Genomic DNA, 21,662 nt, shown 5'->3' with positions numbered 1-21,662 from the left:
GTCCTCTCTGTCGTCGCGTCGGTCGTGCTGTCTCAGGCCTCGCCGGGGGCGTGCAGCGTGAGCAGGGTGTGCGCGGCCAGGGTGGCGGCGTCGGTGATCCGTCCGGACCGGACGAGGGCGCGCCATTCGTCCGGATCGGCCCAGCGCTGGACCATGTCCGCCTCGGAGGCCTCCCGCTCCGGCTCCCCCGCCGTCAGCTGTTCCGCCAGGAAGACGTGGCAGCCCTGGCTGGAGTAGCCGTAGGCGACGTGCAGCCGGCCCAGGTAGGTCATCCGGGCGGCCCGCAGGCCGGTCTCCTCGCGCAGTTCGGCGCGGGCCAGGTCGAGCGGGGCCTCGCCGTGGTGGCCCTCGGGCCAGGAGCCCTGCGGGAACTCCCAGTACCGGCCGCCGGCCGGGTAGCGGTACTGCTCCACCAGGTGCACCCGGCCGTCCTGGCGGGGGACGACCAGGGCGTAGTCGGGTTTGTCGACCACCCCGTACCGGCCGGCGCTGCCGTCGGCCCGTTCGATGTCGTCCTCGCGGACGGTCATCCACGGATTGCGGTAGACCTCGCGGGAGCGGACGGTGCGGATCACGGGTTGTCCTCCAGCAGGGCTCGGGTGCCCTCGGCGACTCCGCGCACCCGCAGGCCGTGGGCGGCCAGGAAGCCGGCCAGCCGGTCGCTGGTCAGGCAGGTGTTGGTGGGGCGGCTGGCGTAGCGGCCGGCGGCCTTGGGCACCTTGCGGACCAGCGAGCGGGGCACGCCGAGGCCGTCGGCGACGGCCTCGGCCCAGGCCGCCCGGGAGATCCGGTCGGGGCCGCCCAGGTGCAGCAGCGGGGGCGCCGCGCCGGCCAGCGCGGCGGCGGTGACGGCGGCGACGTCCTCCACCAGGACGGGTGTCGTCCACTGGTCGTCCGGGGCCTCCACCGGCTCGCCCCGGCGCAGGCCGTGGGCGCAGGCCGAGAAGAAGTTGAGCCACTTCCCGGCGTCGGCCGGCTCCCAGCCGTAGACCAGGCTGACCCGCAGCACGGTGGCGCCGGGTGTGCGTCCGACGATCCGCTCGGCCCGCAGCTTGGCCCGGCCGTAGGCGTTCGCGGGGGTGGTGGGCGTCTTCTCGTCGTTGGCCGGCGAGCTGCCGTCGAAGACGTTGTCGGTGGAGATCAGCACCGTCCGGCAGCCGGGTGCGGCGGCCGTGAGGTTGGCCGCCGCGGCCGTGTGCAGGTCGGCGGCGCGTTCGGGGTTGGCCTCGCACCAGGTCACGTCGGAGGGGCCGTGCACGAGCACCAGCCGGTCCGGGCGGACCTGCTCCACCACCCGGGCGCAGGACCGGGCGTCGGCCGCGTCGAGCGCCACCCAGGGGGCGGGCGGGGCGGTGAGCGGGTGCCGGGAGGCCAGCACGGGGCGGTCGCCGGAGGTGGCCAGCCGGGTGGCGACGGCGCGTCCGACGAAGCCGCTGCCGACGATCAGGGTGCGGGTCACCGGGCGGCCACCGCCTGCCGGGCGGTGCCGCGGGCGGTGAGCAGCCGGCCGGCGCCGATCAGCCCGTGGTCGTCGTCCGGCTCGCCGAGGACGACCATCCGGCCGATCTCCTCGGCGCTCAGGCCGAAGCAGCCGAGCCGTCGGAGCTCCTCGGTGAGCAGTTCGACGAAGCGCGGGCCGACGGCCAGGGCGAAGCCGCCCATCAGGACGTAGCGCCGTACGCCGATCGAGGCGAAGACGGAGGTGATCGCAGAGGCGAGGTGGGCGAGGCCGCCCCGCAGCACGGCGGTGGCGAAGGCGTCGCCGGCGCGGACGGCGGCGACCAGGGCGCGGTTGTCGAGCCGCGCGGGGTCGGGCGCGTCCTGCGCGAGCCGGGAGCCGGCGTAGCCGGCCGGGTCGGCGAGGGCCGCGCGGCGGGCGGCGGCCTGCATGCCGCGGCCCGAGGCGATGGCGCCGAGGTGGCCGCGTCCGCCGCAGTCGCAGCGCGGCGCCCGCGGGGACGGGTCGCTCGTCCAGTGGCCGAGCTCGCCGCCGTGCCCCTCGGGGTCGAGCAGCACCTCCCCGGCGCGGTAGACCTTGCTGCCGATCCCGGAGCTCACCGTGATCAGGCAGAACGGCTGCCGGCCCTCGGTGGCGACGTACCGCCAGACGGCTGCCGTCAGGTCGTTGACGACGACGACCGGGAGGCCGAGCCGCTCCTCCAGCAGCAGGCGCAGCGGCAGCGGTTCGCCGCAGCCGCCCCAGACGGTGGGTGCGGTCATCACGCGGCCGTCGGCCGTGACGGGGCCCGCGAAGGCGAGCGCCAGGGCGCTGCTGCGGTGGCGCCGCACGGCCCGGCCGGCCAGTTCGGACAGTTGCGCGACGATCCGGTCCTGCAGTTCGGGCACCGGCGCGCCGGGGTGACGGTCCATGCCCTCGGTGGGGGTGCGGCGGATGTCGGTGAGCGCGTCGGTGGCGGTGTCGTAGCGGGCGATCCGCAGGGTGGTTCCGCCGAGGTCGGCGACGGTGAAGGCGGACTCAGACACGGGCCCCTCCCCGGGCGTACTCCATGGGCTGCACGTAGCCGTCCTCCAGGACGACCGCCGAGTCGATCTCGGCTCCCGCGGGCACGCTCGCGCCGGGCAGCAGGACGCTGCGGCGCACCACCGCCCCGGCGCCGATCCGCACGCCCGGGAAGGCGACGCTGTGCTCGATCCGGCCGTGGTTGGCCAGGTCGGCGGGCACCACGCTGCGCTCGACGCCCGGGGCGCGGACGACCAGGCCGCGCGCCGTCGCGGGCCGGACCGTGAGCGGCAGCCGGTCGAGGGGCAGGGTCGGGCCGTCCCCCACCATGGCCAGGTGGGCCCGGTGGTAGCGCTCGACGGTGCCGATGTCCTCCCAGTGCCCGGGGACTTCGTAACCGAGGATCCGCTCGCCCCCGGCGAGCATGGCGGGGATGACGTCGCGGCTGATGTCGTGCTGCCAGTCGGTGCCGTCGAGGTGTTCCAGGTAGCGGTGCAGCACCGTCGCGTCGAAGACGCAGAAGGCGGCGAACACCAGGTCGCTGGTCGGCTCGGCGGGCTTCTCCACGAAGCCGGTCAGCCGCCCGGCGGCGTCGAACTCGACCATTCCGAAGAGGTGGACGAAGCGGCGTTCGATCCGCTGGTAGGCCACGGTGAGCGCGGCGCCGGTGCGGCGGTGCCGCTCGATCAGCGGGCGGTAGTCGAAGCGGTAGACGTGGTCCGCGTGCAGCACCAGCACCTCGCTGGTGCCGGGGCCGAAGACGTAGCGGGCCTTGCGGATCAGCGCGTCCGCGGTGCCCCGCTCCGGCGGCCCGTCGGGGCGGACGAGCGCGCTCGCCCCGCCCTCGCGGTACGCCCGGTCGTAGGGGCCGAAGTGCACCCGGAAGCCGGGGCGCCACCACGTCCGGTGCAGGTCGTCCATCAGCTGCTTCTCCTCGTACTGGGAGAGCAGCAGCACCTCGCCCAGACCGGAGGCGGCGGCGTTGGCGAGCGAGAAGTCGATCAGGCGGCAGGCGCCGCCGAAGGGCACCAGCGGCTTGAGCCGGCCGTGGCCGAGCCGGCCCATCCGGCGGCCCTCGCCGCCGGCCAGCAGGACGGTGCGCACGGAGTCAGCCATGTCGGATCACGTCCCAGGTCGCGCGGCCGGTGGTGAGGGTGAGCAGGAAGTGCAGGTCCTCGCCGGGGGCCGGCAGCGGGCAGGTGAACACGTCGCCGCTGCGGTCGAGCTGGTGCACGATCACCTGCCGGCGGCCCGGTCCCGGCGGGGCGAGCCGGACCAGTTCGACCCGCTCGGCGTGCGGCAGCCGGTAGACGATCGAGCCGTCCTCGACGGTGCAGCGCCCGTCCAGCCTGGCGCGCAGCGCCGGGTCGCGGTCCGCGGTCGGCTCGCAGCGGACGAAGTCGGCGCGGGCCCAGGCCGCTTCGAACAGGGCGCGGTCGGTCGCCGGGTCCGGTTGCTGGCAGCGCCGGTGGGCCTCGGCGTCGCCGAGCCGGGCGGCGGCCTCGGCCACCGCGGCCCGGTCGCTCTCGTACGCCTCGTCCGGCAGCAGGTCGAACCAGCCGTGCCGGAGCACGCGGTCCAGGCCCAGCTCCGGCGAGCGTCCCTCCCAGAGCGGGGTGAAGGCCGCCACGTGCAGGTCGGCGGCGTGACTCCAGGTGAACCGCCGGGCGTTGGCGACCGCGTTGGCGCGCAGCCGGCGGTACTCCTCCGGCCGCTCGCGCAGCAGTGCCGCGGCCTGGTGGATGCGCCGGGCGAGGGCGTCGGCGAGCAGGGGGTCGTCCTCGGCGAACGAGCGGTTGACGGCGAAGCCGGTGGCCCGCTCGGCCTCGGGGCCGGCCAGCGGGTCGGCGACGTGTCCGAAGTGCGCCATGCCGCGCTGGGCGGTGGCGATCGGCACCGCGCCCGCGGCCATCGCCTCGCCCTGGGCGATCAGGAAGGTGTCCATCTCGAACTTGGACGGGAAGAGGCAGAAGTCCGAGGACGCCGCGTACTCGACGATCCGCCGCTCGTCGACGCGCTGCCACTCCAGGTGCACGCGGCCCTCGTGGCGTCGCACCACGTCGTGGACGTAGGGGTCGTCGATCCCGGAGTCGCTGATGCAGCGCAGCACGAAGTTGGCGTCCAGGCCCTCGTTCAGGACCCGGTCGACGGCGCGGAACAGTTCGACCTGCCCCTTGTGGTTCACCGCGTAGCGCGCGTTGTGGAAGAAGGTCGGCCGGGCGGGGTCGAGCCCGAGCCCGCCCAGCACGGCGGCCCGGTCGACGGCGGGCGGCTCGCCGGTGGTCCAGGTGTCGCCGACGGCGCAGCCGCCGACGAAGCTCTTGTGGGCGTTGCGGCGCACCGTGTCGTGGATCGGCAGCCGGGTGAAGAGCTGTTCGAAGGGGGTGTCCGCGAAGTCGGTGTAGAACTCCAGGTGGCCGGGTGAGAGGAAGTCGACCAGGTCGGCGTGGTCGGCCACCAGGTCGTACACCCGGACGTGCCCCGGGCCGTACTCGTAGTGCAGGTGCGTGAGCTGCTGGTAGCCGCTCATCACCTGCTCGTGCTCGGTGAGCGGGTGTCCGGCGTCCTCGGCGGGCAGCTCGACCCCGGCGCCGAGGAACTCCAGCAGCCGTTCCACCTTCGGGCGGTAGACCTTCTTGGTGATCGGCATGTTGCTCTGCACGGTGCCCACCACCAGCTTGTCCGGGTCGTGGCGGAACGCCGCGGGCATCAGGTAGTGGTAGTACGGCTCGTGGGCGTGCAGGACGGCCTTCTCCTCGGCGAACCGCTCGCGCACGAAGCGGATGCTGTCCACCTGGTAGGCGAGCGGTTTGAAGAAGACCAGGTCGTGGCCCTTGCTCTGGTAGGGCGGGTAGAACCGGTCGGGCAGTTCGTCGAGCAGCCGGTTGGAGAGGAAGTAGAGGTCGACGCCGTCCAGGCGCAGCAGGTGCGCGGTGGTGGTCAGCGGGATCCGCACCTCGGCGGGGAAGCGCTCGCCCCAGGTCTGCGGGTCGAGGACGAGGGGCAGCTCGTACTCGTCCCGGTAGTCCAGGGTCTCCAGGTCGTGGAGGCGCCGCAGGTCGTCCAGCCGGCCGTGGGCCGGGGTGACGATGGAGACGCGGTGGCCGCGGTCGGCCAGCGCCTTGGAGAGGTTCCAGAGGTAGACGGAAGTGCCGCCCTGGATGAGGCGGTGGTCGAAGCCGCCGCACTCGAAGTAGGTCTCGATGATGTGCACGGGTGTCAGTCCTTCGCCGCGGAGGCGGGGAGGCGGGCGGCCTCCACGGCGTGCCGCAGGTTGATCGCCGCGTGGTAGGCGCGGTCGTGGGCGTACGCGTAGTCGAGTTCGTGGACGAGGCGGCGCAGCCGCAGCAGCCGCCAGGCGGGGTGGCCGGCCAGCGGCCGGCCGTCGGTGATCAGCAGGTCGCCGGTGCGGGCCGCCCAGAGCCGGGCGGCGGACGTGAGCCGGGCCAGCTCGGCGACGTGCCGGGGGGTCCAGCCGGGGGTGTCCGGCGCCGCGCCGGCGGCGAGCAGCAGCGCCGTCCGGCAGGTGTCCTCGGGGTCCGTGCGGAGCGTCCGGGCCGCGTGGTCGGCCAGCTCGTCGGCGGTGAAGATCTCCAGGCCGCGTTGCAGGGCGGCGAGGTCCTGCCAGGGCGACTGCGCGGTGGACGGGTCGGCCGGGTCGGCCTCCGGGGTGGAGAGGTCGATCACGCACAGCTCCCAGCTGCCGTCCGCGCGCTCGCGGCGCAGCAGGTGGGACAGGTGCAGGTCGCCGTGGCAGGGGCCGGCCGGCCAGGGCCGCGGTGGCAGGGCGGCGATCCGCGCCAGCTCGCGGTCGAGACCGGCGGCGGCGGCCTGCCGGACGGCGACGGGGAAGCGGTCGTCGTCGAGGATCAGCGGGCGCATCGCGGCGGTCCGCCCGGCGGTCTCGGCGAGGAAGTCGCTCGCCGGGAACTCCGGGTGCGGGCCGAGCCGTTCGGCCAGGTCCCGGTGGAACTCGTGCAGGAACCGGCCGGTCGCGCGCAGCGGCCCGGCCAGGGCGCGCTGGGAGTCGGCGACGGCGTCCTCCGGGTCGGCGCCGGCGTGCAGGAGGGGCCACATGGCGCGGATCGCGGCGCTCAGCGGAACGTTCAGGCCGTCGCCGTCGACGTAGCGGTAGAGCACGCCGAGCGGCTCCCGGCGGCCGGTGGCGGTCTCCACGTAGGCGTAGTCGCCGGCCGGCTGCTGGGTCCGGCCGCCCGGCGCCATCAGGCGGAGCAACTCGGCCTCGCGGGTGCCGACGCCGATCCGCCGGTACGTCTTGTGGGCGTGCGCGGCGCCGCCGAGGTCGAGCAGCGAGAGCGCGTTGGAGGACCAGCCCGGGTCGAACGGCAGCCGGCCGCGGTACTCGGCGGGGTCGCCGCGGAACTCGATCAGGTTGCCCCGGGCGGTGGGCAGCCGCAGGCCGTCCCGCAGGGCCCGGACGACCAGTTCGTCGTACTCGGGGGTGCGGTCGGCGCCGCGGCCGGGGTCGTCGTCCATGACGGGCACGAACCAGCGGCCGGTGCGCTCGCCGGCGGGGGCGACGATCAGCAGGCGGACGGTCTCCAGCGTGGCCTGGTCCAGGAGTTCGAACCGCCCGGCGCGGCGGCCGGTCTCGTCGATCCAGGAGGCCCGGCGCAGGAGGTCGACCGTGGCCGGCGGAAGGCTGCCGAGCAGCAGGGTGTCCATGTTCAGCTCCCGGTCATCTCGTAGCGGTCGACGCCCCGGTGCCACACCAGCAGGGCGAGTGCCGCCAGGGCGGCGGTCACCACCGGCAGCCAGCGCAGCAGGTCCGTCGCTCCGAAGAGCAGGTAGGACGCGGGGGCGTAGGCGGTGAAGGCGTAGGGCAGCAGCCAGGTGAGCAGCCACCGCAGGGAGGGGTGGTACAGGTCGAGGGGGTAGCCGGCGAAGTCGCCCAGCTGGTTGGCGGCGTACAGGGCCGGGAAGCTGTTGGTGGTCCAGAAGGACAGCGCGGCGAACGCCGTCTTGATCGAGGCGAGGATCAGGGCGCCGCACAGCACCAGCAGCGGGACGAGCAGCAGCCGGCCGGCGCTCGGGCCGAGGTCCAGCTGGTCGGCCGCGTACCAGGTGATGGCCACGCCGGTGACCAGCTCTCCGAAGCCGTCCGGGTAGAGGAAGCGTTCGGACAGCAGCGCGTACAGCGGGTGGACCGGCCGGATCAGGTACCGGTAGAACTCGCCGGACTGCACCAGGCGCCGTGCCAGGATCCACAGTTGGTCGGTGAACAGCCGGTCCAGGCCGCGCGGGAGGAGCGAGAACCCCAGCAGGAACAGCACCTGGTGGAAGTTCCATCCCGCGATCAACGGGACCTGCCGGAACACCATCCCGACCACGGCGAGCTGGCCGCCCACCCGGAGCAGCAGGCCGCCCGCCCCGAGGGCGAAGTCCATCCGGTACTCGGTCAGCCGGTGCAGGCTGACGGCGCTCAGGTACCAGGTCAGCCGGGTGTAGCGGGCCGCGGTGGTGAACGCGCTCATCCGCCCAGCACCTCCACCCTGCGGACGGCCCCGCGCCAGGCGAGGGCGGCCAGGGCGGTCAGGCCGACGGCCCAGCCGGCCTGACCGGCCAGGATCCCGGCGGCCTCGGCGGGCCCCCGGTAGTGGCCGAGCAGCAGCCGCAGCGGTCCGTCGACCAGGGCCTGGAACGGCAGCAGGTGCGCGACGGCGGCCAGCGGCCCCGGCATCAGGGCGAGCGGCACGACCTGGCCGGCGAAGAACGCGACCACGCTGTCCTTGACGATCCGCACGCCCCAGATGTTGGTGGTGACGAAGCCGGCCAGGCCGACCAGCAGGTTCACCCCGAACCCGATCACCAGCGAGAGCCCGGCGGACAGCGCGAACAGCAGCCCGCCCGCCCAGCTCGGCGCGGACAGCGGCAGCAGCAGCGCGTACAGCAGCACCACCGGGACGGCGACCGTCCCGGCGTTGACCAGGGAGACCGGCAGGCCGGCGGCGAACCGCGCCAGCGGGTAGCTGACCGGGCGCAGCAGCGAGACCGCGATGTCGCCGCGCTGGACCTCCCCGGCCACCTCCTCGTCCACCCGGCTGGCCTGGAGCAGCGCCAGCATCTGGGCGAGCAGCACGTACGTGGTCAGCTCGGACAGGTCGTACCCGCCGGGCAGGCCGCCGGTGCGGCCCGCGTACACCGCGCGCCAGAGGAAGACCTGGAGGCCGACGGCCGTGGTCGCGGTGACCGCGTTGATCACGAAGGTCGAGCGGTACTGCAGCAGGCCCTGCAGGCCGGCGGCGGCGAACGGGGTGTAGCGGCGCCAGGTGACGGCGAGCGGGGAGCGGCGGTGCCAGGTGGCGGCGGCCGTCACAGCAGCGCCTCCCGGGGCTCGGCCCGGCCGGTGTAGATCCGGCGGAGCACCGTTTCGAGGTCGGGCTCGGGGGCGACGCAGTCGGTGACGTCGAAGTGCTCCAGCAGGAAGCCCATCACCTCCCGGGCGGACGAGTGCCGGGTCGGGTACTCGACCCGGATCCGTCCGCCCTCGACCGGCCGGGCGGTCACGCCCGGCAGCCTGTCCTCGATCATCGCGATCGCCTGGGCCGGCGCGGGCCAGCCCTGGTGCTCGAAGACGACCGCCCGGGTGTCGGCGGCGCGCAACAGCTCGTGCACGGTGCCCTGGTGCACCACCTCGCCCCGGTTGACGACCAGGACCTGGTCGCAGATCGAGGTGATGTCGCCGATGTCGTGGCTGGTGAGCATGACGGTCGTGCCGAGTTCGGCGTTGACCCGGTTGACCAGTTCGCGCACGGCCTCCTTCAGGACCAGGTCCAGACCGACGGTCGGCTCGTCGAGGAACACGACGGCCGGATCGTGCAGCAGGCTCGCGGCCACCTCGGCGCGCATCCGCTGGCCGAGGCTCAGCTGCCGCACGGGAGTGCTGCCGAGGGCGTCGAGGTCGAGCAGCTCGCGGTAGAGCGCCATGTTGCGCCGGTAGACCGGGGCGGGGATCTCGTGGATGCGGCGCAGGATCCGGAAGGAGTCCGGGACCGGGAGGTCCCACCAGAGCTGGCTCCGCTGGCCGAACACCACGCCGATGTTGGCGGCGTTGCGGCGGCGCTCCCGGTACGGCTCCAGGCCGGCCACCAGGCAGCGGCCGGAGGTCGGGTTCATGATCCCGGTCAGCATCTTGACGGTGGTGGACTTGCCCGCGCCGTTGGCGCCGATGTAGGCGGCCCTGGCGCCGGCCGGGATCTCGAAGGAGACCCCGGAGACGGCGCGCACCAGGCGGTGCTCCCGGCTGAACAGCGTGCCGAGGCTGCCGAGCAGACCGGGCCTGCGCTCGTAGACCTTGAACTCCTTGACCAGGTTCTCCGCGACGATCACCGGCCGGCCTCCGTGACCTGCTCCAGGGCGCGCCCGAGCAGGGCGATGCCCTCCTCCAGGAGCGCCCGGTCGATGGTGAACGGCGGGGCGAGCCGGATGATGTGGCCGCCGAGCGAGGTGCGCAGTCCGAGGTCGAGGGCGGCGAGGTAGACGGCGCGGGCGATCTCGGGCGCGGGCTCCCGGCTCTCCCGGCTGCGGACGAACTCCAGCCCGTGCAGCAGTCCGAGCCCCCGGACGTCGCCCAGGACCTCGAACCGGGACTTGAGTTCGGCCAGCCGGTCGTCGAGCAGCGCGCCGAGGGTACGGACGTTCTCGATCAGGGTGTCGCGGGCCACGACCTGCAGTGTGGCCTTCGCGGCGGCGATGCCCAGCGGGTTGTTGGCGTAGGTGGAGGCGGTGGATCCGGCCCCGGCCGCCCGCGGGTGGCGCAGCACCTCCGCGCGTCCGGCCAGGACGGCGAACGGGAAGCCCGAGGCCATGCCCTTGGAGAGGGCGACCAGGTCGGGCTGGACGCCGAAGCGCTCGCTCGCCAGGAAGGTGCCGGTGCGACCGCCGCCGGTGAGGACCTCGTCGGCGACCAGCATGACCCCGTTCTGCCGGGCGCTGTCGGCGATCTGCTCCCAGTAGCCGGGCGGCGGCACGATGACTCCGGCCGCGCCGAGCACCGGCTCGAAGACCAGCGCCGACACGTTGGACTTCTCGGTGATGTGCCGCCGGACCAGCGAGGCGCACCGCACCCCGCAGGAGGGGTACTCCAGTTCGAGCGGGCAGCGGTAGCAGTACGGCGAGTAGCCGAGGATGCTGTTGCCGGCGTGGGCCTGGTTGCCGATGTCCCAGTGCACCAGCATCCGGGCGCCCTGGGTCTTGCCGTGGAAGCCGTGGCGCAGCGCGCCGATCCGGTTGCGGCCGGGGTCGGCGACGGCCTGCACGGCGCGCAGCGCGGCCTCGACGACCTCGGCCCCGGTCGAGAAGAAGCCGTAGGTGTCGAGCTGTTCGGGCAGCAGGCGGGCGAGCAGCTCGCACAGCTCGGCCCGGTCGGCGGTGGCGAAGTCGTGGACGTTCCACAGCCGGCCGGCCTGCTCGGTGAGCGCCGCGACCACCTCGGGGTGGCAGTGGCCGAGCGACTGGGTGAGGGTTCCGGCGGCGAGGTCGATGTACTGGTCGCCGTCGAGGTCGGTGAGGACGGAGCCGCTGCCCTCGACGAACACCCGGCGCCCGAGGGCGGACTCCTCCGAGGCTCCCGGCGCGAGGCGGACGGCCTCCCGGGCCAGCAGCTCGCTCTGGCGCGGGCCGGTCACCGGGCGCCGCCCATCGGGCCGACCTCGAAGACCAGCAGCTGGAGGTCCTCGTCCGAGGCGTTGGCGAGGCCGTGCTCGCCGTACGCGCGGTTGGGGACGACGTCCCCGGCCCGGACCTCGAACTCCTCGCCGTCCAGGGTCATCAGGCCCCGGCCGGACAGGATCACGTAGGTCTCCTCGTCGTCGGCGTGGCGGTGCAGGCCGATCGAGGTGCGGGGCGGCAGCACCACCAGGTCGATGAAGGCGACGGGGGCCGGGGCGCTCTCGCCGTGGTAGGCCCGGTGGGCGAGGATCGTGCCGGCACCCCCGTGGTCGGCGTTCACCCCTCGGAGCAGGCCCTCGTGCAGGTTGGACACCCGGCTGCGGGTCACACCGCGGGCCGGCGGCGGTTCGGCGGGACTCATCTCGGTGCGGGCTCCTGTCGGGGACGGGACGGACGGGGCGGACGGGGCGTCCGTCGGCGGGCCGGGTTCAGCGCGCGACGGCGAGCGGACCGGGGAGGGTTCCCGGGCGGACGGCCAGGGCGTCCAGCGCCTCCTCCAGCGCGGCGGCCGGGATGTCCTCCAGGTCGTCGACGAAGACCGCGGAGCCGATGCCGTCGGGCACCACCAGGTGCAGCCGGCGCCCGCGCCGCTCCCAGGACGCTCTCAGGGCCCGCTGCATCAGCTCGGGCGTGCAGGTCCGCGGGTCGTGCACCGGAAGGCCGAGGCGGGAGATCAGGCGGACGATCCGCTCGCAGTCCTCGGCGCCGATCACGCCGAGCACGCGGGCGAGTTCGCTGGAGATCGCCATGTCGACGGCCACCGACTCGCCGTGGGCGATCCGGTAGTCACTGGCCGTCTCGATCACCGGCCCGAAGGTGTGCCCGAAGTCGACCAGCCGCGCCAGGTCGTGCTCGCGGAGGTTCGGGCAGAGCTCCTCCATCATCAGCGCCATGGAGGTGCGCAGTACGTAGTCCTCGACGCCGCGCCCACCGTCGGCGGCCAGCCACGAGGGGGGCGGGCAGGGCTGCCGGAAGACCTCCGGGCACTCCTCCAGGGCGCGGAACAGCCGCGCGTCCTTGATGATCGCCATTTTGGCGATCTCCCCCAGCCCGCAACGGATCTGGCGCGCGGGCAGGGTCCGGAGGAAGGCCGGATCGTTGATCGACGCGTGCGCCGGGTGGTACGACCCGAGCATGTTCTTGGTGCCGAGGGCGTTGACCCCGGTCTTGACGCCGACGCCGACGTCGACCTGGCCCACCAGGGTGGTGTTGACCTTGATGTAGCGCACGCCCCGGCAGTAGACGGCCGCCGCGAACCCCACCGTGTCGCAGGTGACGCCGCCGCCGACGGCGATCATCACGCCGCGCCGGTCCAGCCCGGCGGCCTTGGCCTCCGCGCAGATCCGCTCGACGGAGTCCATGGTCTTCTGTGCCTCGCCGCCGCCGATCACCACCACGCTCCAACTGCCCGGCGCCAGACGCTCGGCCAGGTAGCGGCGTAGCTGTTCGCCGTAGAGCCGGTCCACGGACGGGCCGAGGAAGGCGATCACCCGGCGCCCCTCGCAGTACTCGGCCAGCAGCGGGTTCCCCGGTGCGAACACGCCGTCGGTGAGGTCGACGCGGTACGAAGTCCCCTCCGGTGCACGGAGCGCGAAGCCCCCGTCGTCGGCCCGCACCCCGTGCCCGGCCCATGCTGTCTGCTCCGCCACAACGCTCCTCGGATCGGCCGGTCCCTGACCGGACGTGCCGTCAACTGCGGTAACGGGCCAGAGTTAAACAGTTGATAGCCAGATATGGCAAGGATCTTCAGAAACTTGCAGCAATCTCTTGCAGCGGCTTGGGGCCGGTGCGAGCATCGAGGCTCCGCCACCCGAGGAGTCCTCAGATGACCGCACCCATGACGGCGCCGGCCCCCGCACGCACACGTTCGGACTGGTGGGAGGACGCCGTCATCTACCAGGTCTATCCGCGCAGCTTCGCCGACAGCGACGGCGACGGCTGCGGGGACCTGAACGGAATCCGCGACCGTCTGGGCCACCTGCGGGAGCTGGGTGTCGACGCGCTCTGGATCTCGCCGTTCTACACCTCACCGCAGGCCGACGGCGGCTACGACGTGGCGGACTACCGCGCCGTCGACCCGGTGTACGGCACGGTCGGCGACGCCGACGCGCTGATCACCGACGCGCACGCCCTCGGCCTGCGGGTGATCGTCGACGTGGTCCCCAACCACTGCTCGGACCAGCACCCGTGGTTCCTGCAGGCACTGCGCGAGGGCGCCGGCTCCCCGCTGCGGTCCCGGTTCCACTTCCGCCCCGGCCGCGGCCCCGGCGGCGAGGAGCCGCCGAACGACTGGATCTCCCTGTTCGGCGGCCCCGCCTGGACGAGGACCACCGAACCCGACGGCACCCCGGGCGAGTGGTACCTGCACCTCTTCGCCGCCCAACAGCCCGACCTCAACTGGGACTCCACCGCCGTCCAGGACGAGTTCCGGTCCATCCTGCGGTTCTGGCTGGACCTCGGCGTGGACGGATTCCGGGTCGACGTCGCGCACGGCCTGGTCAAGGCCCCGGGCCTGCCCGACCTCGGACGCTACGAACAGCTCGGGCTCCTCGGCGAAACGTCGGTGCCGTACTTCGACCAGGACGGCGTCCACGAGATCTACCGGTCCTGGCGCGGCCTGCTGGAGGAGTACCCGGGCCAGCGGATCGCGGTGGCGGAGGCCTGGACCCGGACCCTGGACCGCACCGCCCGCTACGTCCGCCCCGGCGAGCTCCACCAGGCCTTCAACTTCAAGTTCATGAACGCGCCCTGGGACGACGTCCGGCTGCGCGAACTGATCACGACGTCCTTGGCCGCCATGGGCACCGTCGACGCCCCCACCACCTGGACGCTCTCGAACCACGACGTCATCCGGCACGCCACCCGGTACGCGGAGGGCGACCCGGCCCGCGGCCTGCGCCGGGCCCGGGCCGCCGCGCTGCTGATGCTCGCGCTCCCCGGCTCCGCGTACCTCTACCAGGGTGAGGAGCTGGGACTCCCCGAGGTCACCGACATCCCCGACGAGGTCCGCCGGGACCCGGCGTTCCACCGCGCCGACGGCGGCCACGGCATGCGCGACGGCTGCCGGGTCCCGCTCCCCTGGTCCGGCACCCGGGCCCCGTACGGCTTCGGGCCCGTGCCCGGCGGCCCCTCCTGGCTGCCGCAGCCCCCCGAGTGGGCCGACCTCAGCGTCGAGGCGCAGACCGGCGATCCGCGATCCGTCCTGGAGCTGTACCGCAGCGCGCTGCGCCTGCGCCGGACCCATCCCGCGCTCGGCGCCGGCCGGTCCGTCGAATGGCTGGACCTGGCACCCGGGGTGCTCGCGTTCCGGCGCGACAGCGACCAGGGCGCCGTGGTCTGCGCCGTCAACACCACCGGCGCACCGGTCCGCGTCACCGACGGCGGACTCGGCGCCCTCCTGCTCTGCTCGGCCGAACCACCGGCCACCGCGCACCCCGGCGAGGTGCTGCTGGCAGCCGACAGCGCCGGCTGGTGGCTGGCCGGCTGACGAGCGGCCCCGGGGCTTCCCGCCACCGTCACTCTATCGGCGACGCCAGAGCTTGTCATCGGATCGATGACGCGCTACAAAGGTGTCAGGTGAAGCGCACTGGCCCCCTGATCCTTCTGGAGGTGTTTCGCGATGCTGATGCGCACCGACCCGTTCCGCGAACTGGACCGTCTGACCCAGCAGTTCCTGAACACGACCGGCACCTGGTCGCGTCCGACCCCGATGCCGCTGGACGCCTACCGCACCGGCGACGAGTACGTGATGTGCTTCGACCTGCCGGGTGTGAGCCCGGACGCGATCGACATCGACGTCGAGCGGAACATGCTCACCGTCAAGGCCGAGCGCCGTCCCCGCCCCGAGGGCGACGACGTGAAGTGGGAGCTGTCCGAGCGCCCGCTCGGGATCTTCTCCCGCCAGGTGATGCTCTCGGACACCCTCGACCCGGCCGGGATCAGCGCCGACTACGACGCGGGCGTGCTGACCCTCAGGATCCCGGTCGCCGAGAAGGCCAAGCCCCGCAAGATCGCCATCGGCCACAGCGGCGCCCCGAAGCAGATCCAGGCCTGACCCGCACCCCCGGAGCCGTTCCGGGCCGCCCCGCCACCTCTCCCCCGCGGGGCGGCCCGGACGACCTCGCTACGACCTCCTCCTCGGCCGCCCCGCACCACGGCACCGCCCCTGATGACACGTCCCGCACCGCGCGGGCCCCTCTCCCCCGGAAGGCCACCGTCATGACCCGGCACCGCCACCTGATCCAGCAGGTCCGCGCCCTGGGCCGCTACCCCACCGACGAGGAAGCCGAGCGCGTCCTCACCGCGGTCCTCACCGTCCTCGGCTCCCAGCTCACCGGCGAGGAACGCTGCGACCTCGCCGCGGCGCTTCCCGAGCGGGCCCGCGCCCTCTTCGCCGCCCAGATCCCCCTTCCCGAACCGGTCACCGCCCCCGCCTTCGTCGAAGCCGTCGCCCGCAACCTGGGCACCAGCCTCACCGCCGCCCGCTGGGACACCTCCTCCGTCCTGGCCGCCCTCGGCGACCTCGCCGACGACCGGCTCACCGACCGCCTCCTCACTCACCTGCCCCGCGGCTACGCACTGCTGTTCGGCCGCGCGGACCTGACGATCGCCGCCTGAGCGGCCCCGCGCGCCCAGGCGTCCCCGCCCGACCGGGCGCCCGTTCCGGAAGCTCGACCCGCCGCCCGGAGTCGCCGTGCGCGGACCAACGGCGGCCGGTCAGAGGTCGGCCCGGCCGCCGCGGACCACGCAGGAGGCACTGTTCTCCCAGCCCCACCCGTCACCGTCGGGGTCGGAGGAAGCGCTCACGCAGTACGGATAGCCCTTCGGCGCCCTGGTCGGCAGCGGGGACGGGGTACTGCCGGTGTCGGCCCGGCCGCCGGGGACCACGCAGGAGGCGCTGTTCTCCCAGCCCCACCCGTCACCGTCGGGGTCGGAGGAAGCGCTCACGCAGTACGGGTAGCCGTTCGGCGCCCTGGTCGGCAGCGGGGACGGCGAGGGCGACTGGCCGGGCCGGTCGTAGATCGTGGCGGGGCGGGCGGTGACGGCGATGCCGTTGGCTCCGTCGAAGAACCGCTTGCCCCAGGCGGTCGGCGCGTTCGTGTCGAAGCCGTCGACCAGGTCGAGGTACTCGACGCCGCCGCCGTTGCCGCTCCAGGACCAGCCGATGTAGCCGACCGAGAGGGACTGGGCGGTGGCCATGATGGCGTCCTCGTCGGGGTTGCCGTCGCTGTGGTTGGCGCCGAACTCACCGACCACGATGGGCAGTCCGGCGTTGACGTAGGCGCCGAGGTAGGACTGGACCTCGGCGGCGGTGTCGTAGACGCCGTACATGTGGATCGAGAAGATCGTGTTGCGGTCGGGGTCGGACTGGAAGACCGAGCCGGCGTTGTCGCGCATCGTGTGGGACCAGTCCTGGCCCCAGTTCGGCCCGTCGACCATCAGGGCGTGGTGGAGGCCGGCGGCGCGGATCCTGCTGATCGCGCTCTTGGTGGCGGCGGTCCAGGCGGCGTAACCGCTGTTGCCCCAGGGTTCGTTGGCGATGTTGACGACGACGTAGGCCTCCTGGCCGGCGAGGACGCTCTTGTTGTCCACCCAGAACTGGGCGGCCCGGTCGAGCGTGGTGGCGGCGCCGTCCTCGCCGTAGCCGGTGGCGTCGTGGACCTCCAGCACGCAGATCACCTTGGCGCGCTTGCACTGGTCGATCAGGGTGGCGAGCTCGGCGGAGCCGGTGCGGGTCCAGCGGTCGCCGTTGCTGAGCACGACACGGACGGTGTTGGCGCCCCTGCCCGCGATGTCGGCGATGGCGGTGGTCCGGGTGGGGTACCAGGTGTACGCGTGGTTGACCCCTCGCATCACGAACTGGCTCCCGTTGGCCTCGTAGACGCGGCCGTTACTGACGTGGATGCCGGTACCGGCGGCCTGGGCACCACCCGGGGCGAACCCGAACACCCCGAACAGCAACCCGAAGGCGGCCGCGAGTGCCGCTCCGACCGTCGTGAGCGCTCTGCGGCTCTGCGGCTTGTCCATGGCTCTCCTCAAATCGTTTGTGGGGGTCTGGAGTCGATGGCCTCGACCGACGCGCGGGTACGCGTCGACGCCGTCATCGCCCTCCAGTCGTTCTCGAACGGCCTGCCGGTGATGGGGCGTCAGGCCTTCGGGGCGCTCACCAGGGCGAGCCACGCGTCGGCCAGCAGGCGGTGGCCGAGTGGGGTGGGGTGCACGCCGTCGGCCGCGATCAGGGCGGGATCGCCCGCCGTCCGGGCGGCCTGGTTGAGCAAGCCGTCGGCGGCCAGCAGGCCCGCGTCGTGCGCGGCGGCGAGGCGGCGGACGGCCTGGATCCGGGCGTCGAGGTCGGCCCGCCAGCCCCACTGCTCCTCCCGCACGGGCACCAGGAACGGCTCGATCAGCACCAGTCGGGGAGCGCAGTGCCCGGACAGGTCTCCGAGCAGCCGGTGGTAGTCCCGCTCCCACCGGTCGACCGGGCTCGGCAGGCCCCGGTCGTGGCGGCGCCAGGTGTCGTTGACGCCGATCAGGACGGAGACCAGCCCGGGCCGGTGAGCGAGGGTGTCGGCCGGCCAGCGCGCGCGCAGGTCCGCGAGGCGGTCGCCGCCCACGCCCCGGTTGAGCACCGCCGGGGTACCGGGGAGCCCGGCGGCGGCCAGCGCGGCGTAGCCGTGGCCGAGGTCTCCGGGGCAGCCGCGGTCGCGGCCGGCCTCGGTGATGCTGTCGCCCTGGAAGAGGACGGTGGTGCGGGGGTGCATGCGGGACTCCTCCCGGAGGGCCCGCCGCCCGGGCTGACGGTCACCGGGCGGCGGGCGGTCAGTGGGTCAGCCCGCCGCGGCCATCGCCTTCGCATGGGCTGCGAAGAGCTGCGCGCCGGCACGGGTGGGGTTGGCCGGGTCGTTGTTCCACATCACCCGGTGGCCGTCGTGGTCGGGGTAGAAGGAGCCGTCGTCGACGCGGGAGGTGAGCAGCCAGAACTGGTCGCCGGCCGCGCCGTTCGCGAGTGCGGCGTCGGTCCAGGCGCGATAGGCGGCGTCGCGGGTCGCGGCGTCGGGGATGTCGCGGGCCGGGTCGATCTGCAGGCCGAACTCCTCGACGACGACGGGTTTGCGGAGCTCGCGGCCGTCGGCGAGATGGTCGGTGATCCAGCGGGTGCCCCATTCGGTGGCGTTGGCGCCGTGCTTGGAGCCGCTGGTCTCCCCCCAGTTCTGCGGGTAGACGTGCACGGTCCCGTAGTCGACGGCGGGCAGGGCGGTGAGCTTGCGCCAGTCGCTGCCCTCGTAGTCGGAGTAGGGATAGTCCGCGTGGCCGGGCTCGCCGTAGAAGCCCTCGTCGCCGACGGCGAGGAGCTGGCGGGGGGCCAGGGCCTTGACGTAGTCGCTCATCTCGCGGGCCCAGCCGAGGAGCGTGGCGCCGGACTTGTCACTGCGGCAGCGCGGCTCGTTGGCGAGCTCCCAGGCCATGACGGTGGGGTCGTCGTCGTAGCGCAGCCCGGTGTAGCGGTTGCGGCGCCCGATGACGTGCTTGGCCCAGGCCCGGTAGGCCTTCTTGCAGGTGGCGTCGGTGTAGAAGCGGTCGTGGTGGGTGCCGTCGCCGTAGGAGTCGTCGGGCAGGTCGAGGAACCAGGAGACGTACTGGCGCATGCCGCCGTAGTCGGGCCAGTTGTTGACCAGCGGGAGGACCAGACGGAGACCGAGCCGGCCGGCCTTGTGGACGGCGTAGTCGAGGCTGTCGAAGGCGGCCTCGTCGTACTGGAACGGCTTGGGCTGGAGGGCTCGGTGGGAGTGGCCGTCGCCGTCGGCGAAGGCCCAGGCGCGGATCACGGTCAGGCCCATCGCGGCGGCGTCGTTCAGCACGGCGTCGATCATGTAGTGGGACTGCTGGTGAAGGTAGTAGCAGTTGGTGCCGCCGAAGCGGAACTTCCGTCCGCTCAAGCGCAGTTCACCGTTTCTGGCGGTGACGAACGAGCGCCGTGCGCCGTCCTCGCTGCCGCGGCCCCGCCGCTGCTCGTCGTCCTGGCCGGCGCCAGTGGTGGCGGAGGCGGCGACGCCGAGCAGCGGGGTGGCGGCGACGCCGAGGGCGACGGCGCCGAGCAGGGTGCGGCGGGCGGTGGTGCGGGGCTGGTCGTTCACGGGTCTCCTCCGGACAAGCGGCGGGTGGGATGGTGCCTGGGGGGGCGTAAGGGTTCGGTCAGCGGGCCCGCGGGACCTTGGCGCGGAACAGGGTGGCGTCACCGTCCAGCCGGACGGGTCCGCCGGCAGCGGGCAGGTAGGCGGACCGGCCGGGTCCGAGGGCGGGCCCGTCGTCGACCCGGGCGGTGCCGCGGACGCAGAGCAGGATCTGCGGTCCGTCGTCCACGATCCGCAGGGGTGCTCCGAGTTCGATCCGGGAGAGGCTGAACTCCTCGGCGGGGGTGAGGAACTCGAGCTCTTCGGGCCCGACGGGGACGGCGGGGACGTGCTGCGGCGCGGTGGGACGGAAGTCGACCACGGCGGCCAGCCCGGCGGTGTCGACGTGCTTGGGGGTGAGGCCGCAGCGCAGCACGTTGTCGGAGTTGGCCATGATCTCGACGCCGAGGCCGTGCAGGTAGGCGTGCGGAACACCGGCGTCCAGGTAGAGGGCCTGGCCCGGGCCCAGCCGGACGTGGTTGAGGAGCATCGCGGCGAGGATCCCCGGGTCGCCGGGGTGGTCGAGGGCGGCGCCCCGGTAGGCGGCCCAGGTGGCCGCGTCCGGGTCGGCACCGGAGGCCAGGTCCGCCAGGGCGGAGGGGAGTTCGGCGGCGGCCTGCTCTCCCCTGGTCCGGTCCTCGGCGAGTGCGCCGGTCAGCACGGTGCGCAGTGCCTGGTCAGCGGGGGCGGTACGCAGCTGCCGGATCCAGGGGTCCAGTACCGGCAGTGCCAGCCGCTCCCAGAGCGCGGCGGTGACCCGCGGGTCGCGGAAGCCGCAGAGTGCCTCGAAGTCGCTCAGTGCGCAGATCAGTTCGGGCTTGTGATGGCGGTCGCGGTAGATCCGGTGCGGGGCGTCCAGCGGGATGCCGGCGGCCTGCTCCCCGTCGTACCCGGCCCTCGCCTGGGCGGTCGTCGGGTGGACCTGCACGGAGAGGGCGTGGTCGGCGGCCAGGAGCTTCAGCAGGAAGGGCAGGCGGGGTCCGAAGCGGCCGGCCACCCGGCCGCCGAGCTCGTGCTGCGGGTCCCGGGCGATGACGGTGTCCAGGCCTTCGCTGCCGTGGCCGCGGTCGATCCGGGCGGGAGCGCCGGGGTGGGCGCCCATCCACAGCTCGGCCTCGGGTACGCCGGTGGGCCGGCGGCCCGTCAGTTCGGCGAGCGCGGTGGTGGACCCCCAGGTGTAGTGGCGGATGGGAGTGGTGAGCGGGTCGGCGGTCATGTCGGTGCTCCGGTGTGCGTGGGCCCCGACCCGTCCCCGGGCCTCCTCACCCTCACGAGGAGTCGGGGACGGGTCGGGAGTCTGTGGGAGAGAGTCAGCGGGCCGGTGGTCCGCTGCTGCCGCGCGGCACCAGGACAGGGGTGGAGGCCGGGCCGGTGGGCGGTCGCTGGTGCTCGATGACGTCGAACAGGGTGCGGGCGACAAGGGCTCCGTAGCCGTGCACGTCGTGGCTCATCGCGGACAGCGGGGGGTGGGTGAGCCGGCACAGCTGGGAGTCGTCCCAGGCGATCAGCGACAGGTCGGTGGGTACCCGGAGGCCGAGTTCGGCGGCGACGGCGATGCCGGCCACGGCCATGATGTCGTTGTCGTAGATGATCGCGGTGGGGCGGTCGGCGGAGGCCAGCAGCATCCGGGTGGCCCGGGCGCCGGCCCGGCCGGAGAAGTCGGTGGGCAGGCTGCGCGGCGGCTCCAGGCCGAGCTGTTCGGCGACGGCCTCCAGCGCCCGGGTACGAATGGCGGTGTGGCCGAGTGCCGGGTCGCCGCCGACCCGGGCCAGCCGGCGGTGGCCGAGCATCGCCAGGTAGCGGACAGCGTCCTCGACGGCGGCGCAGTCGTCGGTCCAGACGGCGGCCAGCGCCCCGCCGGCGAGCGTCGGGTGGCCGGCCGCCACGGCGGGCAGGCCGAGCGCGGCTGCCGCCGGGACACGGGGGTCGGCCTCGGTGAGGTCGACCAGGACGGCCCCGCCGACGCGGCGGGCGCGCCACCAGGTGCGGTGCACGGCGATCTCCTGCTCGCGATCGCGCACCAGGCGCAGCAGCAGGGTCGCCGAGCGCTCCGCCAGGACGCTCTCGATGCCGGAGATGAACTCCATGTAGAAGGGTTCCAGGCCGAGTTGGTGCGCCGGACGGGCGAGGACCAGTCCGACGGTCTCGCTGCCGGGGGCGCGCCGGGCCAGGCTGCGGGCGGCTCGGTCGGGCACCCAGCCGAGCTCCTCGGCGGCGGCCCGGATCCGCTGCCGGGTGGGCGCGGACACCCCGGGCCTGTCGTTGAGGGCCAGTGATACGGCGCCGGCGGAGACACCCGCGCGGGCGGCGACGTCGCGGATGGTGACGCGTACGCTCAT

General features: G+C 73.9%; 20 protein-coding genes. 3 read left to right on the top strand and 17 right to left on the bottom strand.

All coding sequences use genetic code 11. From position 1 onward, the window contains the following. Window positions 1-32 precede the first annotated feature (32 nt). From ABT263_RS22835 to ABT263_RS22780, 12 genes are all read right to left on the bottom strand, one after another. The gene (locus tag ABT263_RS22835; RefSeq protein ID WP_352292716.1) at window positions 33-575 is read right to left on the bottom strand and encodes an NUDIX domain-containing protein; all 543 of its coding nucleotides are present in this window, start codon (window positions 573-575) and stop codon (window positions 33-35) included. Beyond that, entirely contained in the window at window positions 572-1,459 is an 888-nt protein-coding gene (locus ABT263_RS22830) for a sugar nucleotide-binding protein (protein ID WP_352292714.1), read from the bottom strand. Before ABT263_RS22830 ends, ABT263_RS22835 begins: the two co-directional genes overlap by 4 nt. Continuing rightward, a complete protein-coding gene (locus ABT263_RS22825; protein ID WP_352292712.1) occupies window positions 1,456-2,484 on the bottom strand; it encodes an ROK family protein in 1,029 nt (342 codons plus the stop codon). Before ABT263_RS22825 ends, ABT263_RS22830 begins: the two co-directional genes overlap by 4 nt. Further along, window positions 2,477-3,577 (bottom strand): sugar phosphate nucleotidyltransferase, encoded by a 1,101-nt coding sequence (locus tag ABT263_RS22820; RefSeq protein ID WP_352292710.1) that lies wholly within the window; start codon window positions 3,575-3,577, stop codon window positions 2,477-2,479. The genes ABT263_RS22825 and ABT263_RS22820 overlap by 8 nt, the downstream gene beginning before the upstream one ends. Beyond that, on the bottom strand, window positions 3,570-5,675 hold the full coding sequence (locus tag ABT263_RS22815) for a glycosyltransferase (protein WP_329485288.1): 2,106 nt from the start codon (window positions 5,673-5,675) through the stop codon (window positions 3,570-3,572). The genes ABT263_RS22820 and ABT263_RS22815 overlap by 8 nt, the downstream gene beginning before the upstream one ends. Before the next feature lie 5 nt (window positions 5,676-5,680). After that, the gene (locus ABT263_RS22810) at window positions 5,681-7,147 is read right to left on the bottom strand and encodes a hypothetical protein (RefSeq protein ID WP_352292708.1); all 1,467 of its coding nucleotides are present in this window, start codon (window positions 7,145-7,147) and stop codon (window positions 5,681-5,683) included. Window positions 7,148-7,149: 2 nt separating this feature from the next. Further along, window positions 7,150-7,956 carry an ABC transporter permease gene (locus tag ABT263_RS22805; RefSeq protein WP_352292706.1) on the bottom strand — a complete coding sequence of 269 codons (807 nt, stop codon included), beginning with the start codon at window positions 7,954-7,956 and terminating at the stop codon, window positions 7,150-7,152. Further along, window positions 7,953-8,798: an ABC transporter permease gene (locus ABT263_RS22800; protein ID WP_352292704.1), complete on the bottom strand. Its 846-nt coding sequence runs from the start codon at window positions 8,796-8,798 to the stop codon at window positions 7,953-7,955. Before ABT263_RS22800 ends, ABT263_RS22805 begins: the two co-directional genes overlap by 4 nt. Next, window positions 8,795-9,811: an ABC transporter ATP-binding protein gene (locus tag ABT263_RS22795; RefSeq protein WP_352292702.1), complete on the bottom strand. Its 1,017-nt coding sequence runs from the start codon at window positions 9,809-9,811 to the stop codon at window positions 8,795-8,797. Before ABT263_RS22795 ends, ABT263_RS22800 begins: the two co-directional genes overlap by 4 nt. Further along, on the bottom strand, window positions 9,808-11,109 hold the full coding sequence (locus tag ABT263_RS22790) for an aspartate aminotransferase family protein (protein ID WP_352292700.1): 1,302 nt from the start codon (window positions 11,107-11,109) through the stop codon (window positions 9,808-9,810). The genes ABT263_RS22795 and ABT263_RS22790 overlap by 4 nt, the downstream gene beginning before the upstream one ends. After that, entirely contained in the window at window positions 11,106-11,513 is a 408-nt protein-coding gene (locus tag ABT263_RS22785; protein ID WP_329485294.1) for a cupin domain-containing protein, read from the bottom strand. The genes ABT263_RS22790 and ABT263_RS22785 overlap by 4 nt, the downstream gene beginning before the upstream one ends. A gap of 67 nt (window positions 11,514-11,580) precedes the next feature. Continuing rightward, window positions 11,581-12,801 (bottom strand): sedoheptulose 7-phosphate cyclase, encoded by a 1,221-nt coding sequence (locus ABT263_RS22780; RefSeq protein WP_352292698.1) that lies wholly within the window; start codon window positions 12,799-12,801, stop codon window positions 11,581-11,583. A 176-nt stretch (window positions 12,802-12,977) separates the two neighbouring features. Here ABT263_RS22780 and ABT263_RS22775 point away from each other — a divergent pair, with 176 nt between their 5' ends. From ABT263_RS22775 to ABT263_RS22765, 3 genes are all read left to right on the top strand, one after another. Continuing rightward, a complete protein-coding gene (locus ABT263_RS22775; RefSeq protein WP_352292696.1) occupies window positions 12,978-14,639 on the top strand; it encodes a glycoside hydrolase family 13 protein in 1,662 nt (553 codons plus the stop codon). Between the two features lie 132 nt (window positions 14,640-14,771). After that, entirely contained in the window at window positions 14,772-15,206 is a 435-nt protein-coding gene (locus ABT263_RS22770; protein ID WP_352292694.1) for an Hsp20/alpha crystallin family protein, read from the top strand. Window positions 15,207-15,370: 164 nt separating this feature from the next. After that, a complete protein-coding gene (locus ABT263_RS22765) occupies window positions 15,371-15,769 on the top strand; it encodes a DUF2267 domain-containing protein (protein WP_352292692.1) in 399 nt (132 codons plus the stop codon). 99 nt (window positions 15,770-15,868) lie between these two features. Here the strand turns inward: ABT263_RS22765 and ABT263_RS22760 are convergent, their stop codons facing one another. The 5 genes from ABT263_RS22760 to ABT263_RS22740 form a co-directional block, all read right to left on the bottom strand. Continuing rightward, complete coding sequence (locus ABT263_RS22760) at window positions 15,869-17,179, bottom strand: cellulase family glycosylhydrolase (protein WP_352292690.1); 1,311 nt, start codon at window positions 17,177-17,179, stop codon at window positions 15,869-15,871. Window positions 17,180-17,298: 119 nt separating this feature from the next. Then, on the bottom strand, window positions 17,299-17,913 hold the full coding sequence (locus tag ABT263_RS22755) for an SGNH/GDSL hydrolase family protein (RefSeq protein WP_352292688.1): 615 nt from the start codon (window positions 17,911-17,913) through the stop codon (window positions 17,299-17,301). 66 nt (window positions 17,914-17,979) lie between these two features. After that, entirely contained in the window at window positions 17,980-19,287 is a 1,308-nt protein-coding gene (locus ABT263_RS22750) for a glycoside hydrolase 5 family protein (RefSeq protein ID WP_352292686.1), read from the bottom strand. A gap of 58 nt (window positions 19,288-19,345) precedes the next feature. Beyond that, window positions 19,346-20,539 carry a mannose-6-phosphate isomerase, class I gene (gene manA / locus ABT263_RS22745; protein WP_352292684.1) on the bottom strand — a complete coding sequence of 398 codons (1,194 nt, stop codon included), beginning with the start codon at window positions 20,537-20,539 and terminating at the stop codon, window positions 19,346-19,348. Window positions 20,540-20,633: 94 nt separating this feature from the next. Next, complete coding sequence (locus ABT263_RS22740; RefSeq protein WP_352292682.1) at window positions 20,634-21,662, bottom strand: LacI family DNA-binding transcriptional regulator; 1,029 nt, start codon at window positions 21,660-21,662, stop codon at window positions 20,634-20,636.

The organism is Kitasatospora sp. NPDC001603, assembly GCF_040298365.1.
In the GTDB taxonomy this organism is placed as follows: Bacteria; Actinomycetota; Actinomycetes; order Streptomycetales; family Streptomycetaceae; genus Kitasatospora.
Note: the sequence above shows the minus strand (reverse complement) of the source record. Positions and strands in the feature narration are given on the sequence as shown.

What these genes read in the sequence shown, in the direction of transcription:
- ABT263_RS22820 (WP_352292710.1), bottom strand. Translation starts at nt 3,577, where the DNA reads ATGGCTGACTCCGTGCGCACCGTCCTGCTGGCCGGCGGCGAGGGCCGC.
- ABT263_RS22810 (WP_352292708.1), bottom strand. Translation starts at nt 7,147, where the DNA reads ATGGACACCCTGCTGCTCGGCAGCCTTCCGCCGGCCACGGTCGACCTC.
- ABT263_RS22805 (WP_352292706.1), bottom strand. Translation starts at nt 7,956, where the DNA reads ATGAGCGCGTTCACCACCGCGGCCCGCTACACCCGGCTGACCTGGTAC.
- ABT263_RS22785 (WP_329485294.1), bottom strand. Translation starts at nt 11,513, where the DNA reads ATGAGTCCCGCCGAACCGCCGCCGGCCCGCGGTGTGACCCGCAGCCGG.
- ABT263_RS22775 (WP_352292696.1), top strand. Translation starts at nt 12,978, where the DNA reads ATGACCGCACCCATGACGGCGCCGGCCCCCGCACGCACACGTTCGGAC.
- ABT263_RS22770 (WP_352292694.1), top strand. Translation starts at nt 14,772, where the DNA reads ATGCTGATGCGCACCGACCCGTTCCGCGAACTGGACCGTCTGACCCAG.
- ABT263_RS22765 (WP_352292692.1), top strand. Translation starts at nt 15,371, where the DNA reads ATGACCCGGCACCGCCACCTGATCCAGCAGGTCCGCGCCCTGGGCCGC.
- ABT263_RS22760 (WP_352292690.1), bottom strand. Translation starts at nt 17,179, where the DNA reads ATGGACAAGCCGCAGAGCCGCAGAGCGCTCACGACGGTCGGAGCGGCA.
- ABT263_RS22755 (WP_352292688.1), bottom strand. Translation starts at nt 17,913, where the DNA reads ATGCACCCCCGCACCACCGTCCTCTTCCAGGGCGACAGCATCACCGAG.
- manA (WP_352292684.1), bottom strand. Translation starts at nt 20,539, where the DNA reads ATGACCGCCGACCCGCTCACCACTCCCATCCGCCACTACACCTGGGGG.
- ABT263_RS22740 (WP_352292682.1), bottom strand. Translation starts at nt 21,662, where the DNA reads ATGAGCGTACGCGTCACCATCCGCGACGTCGCCGCCCGCGCGGGTGTC.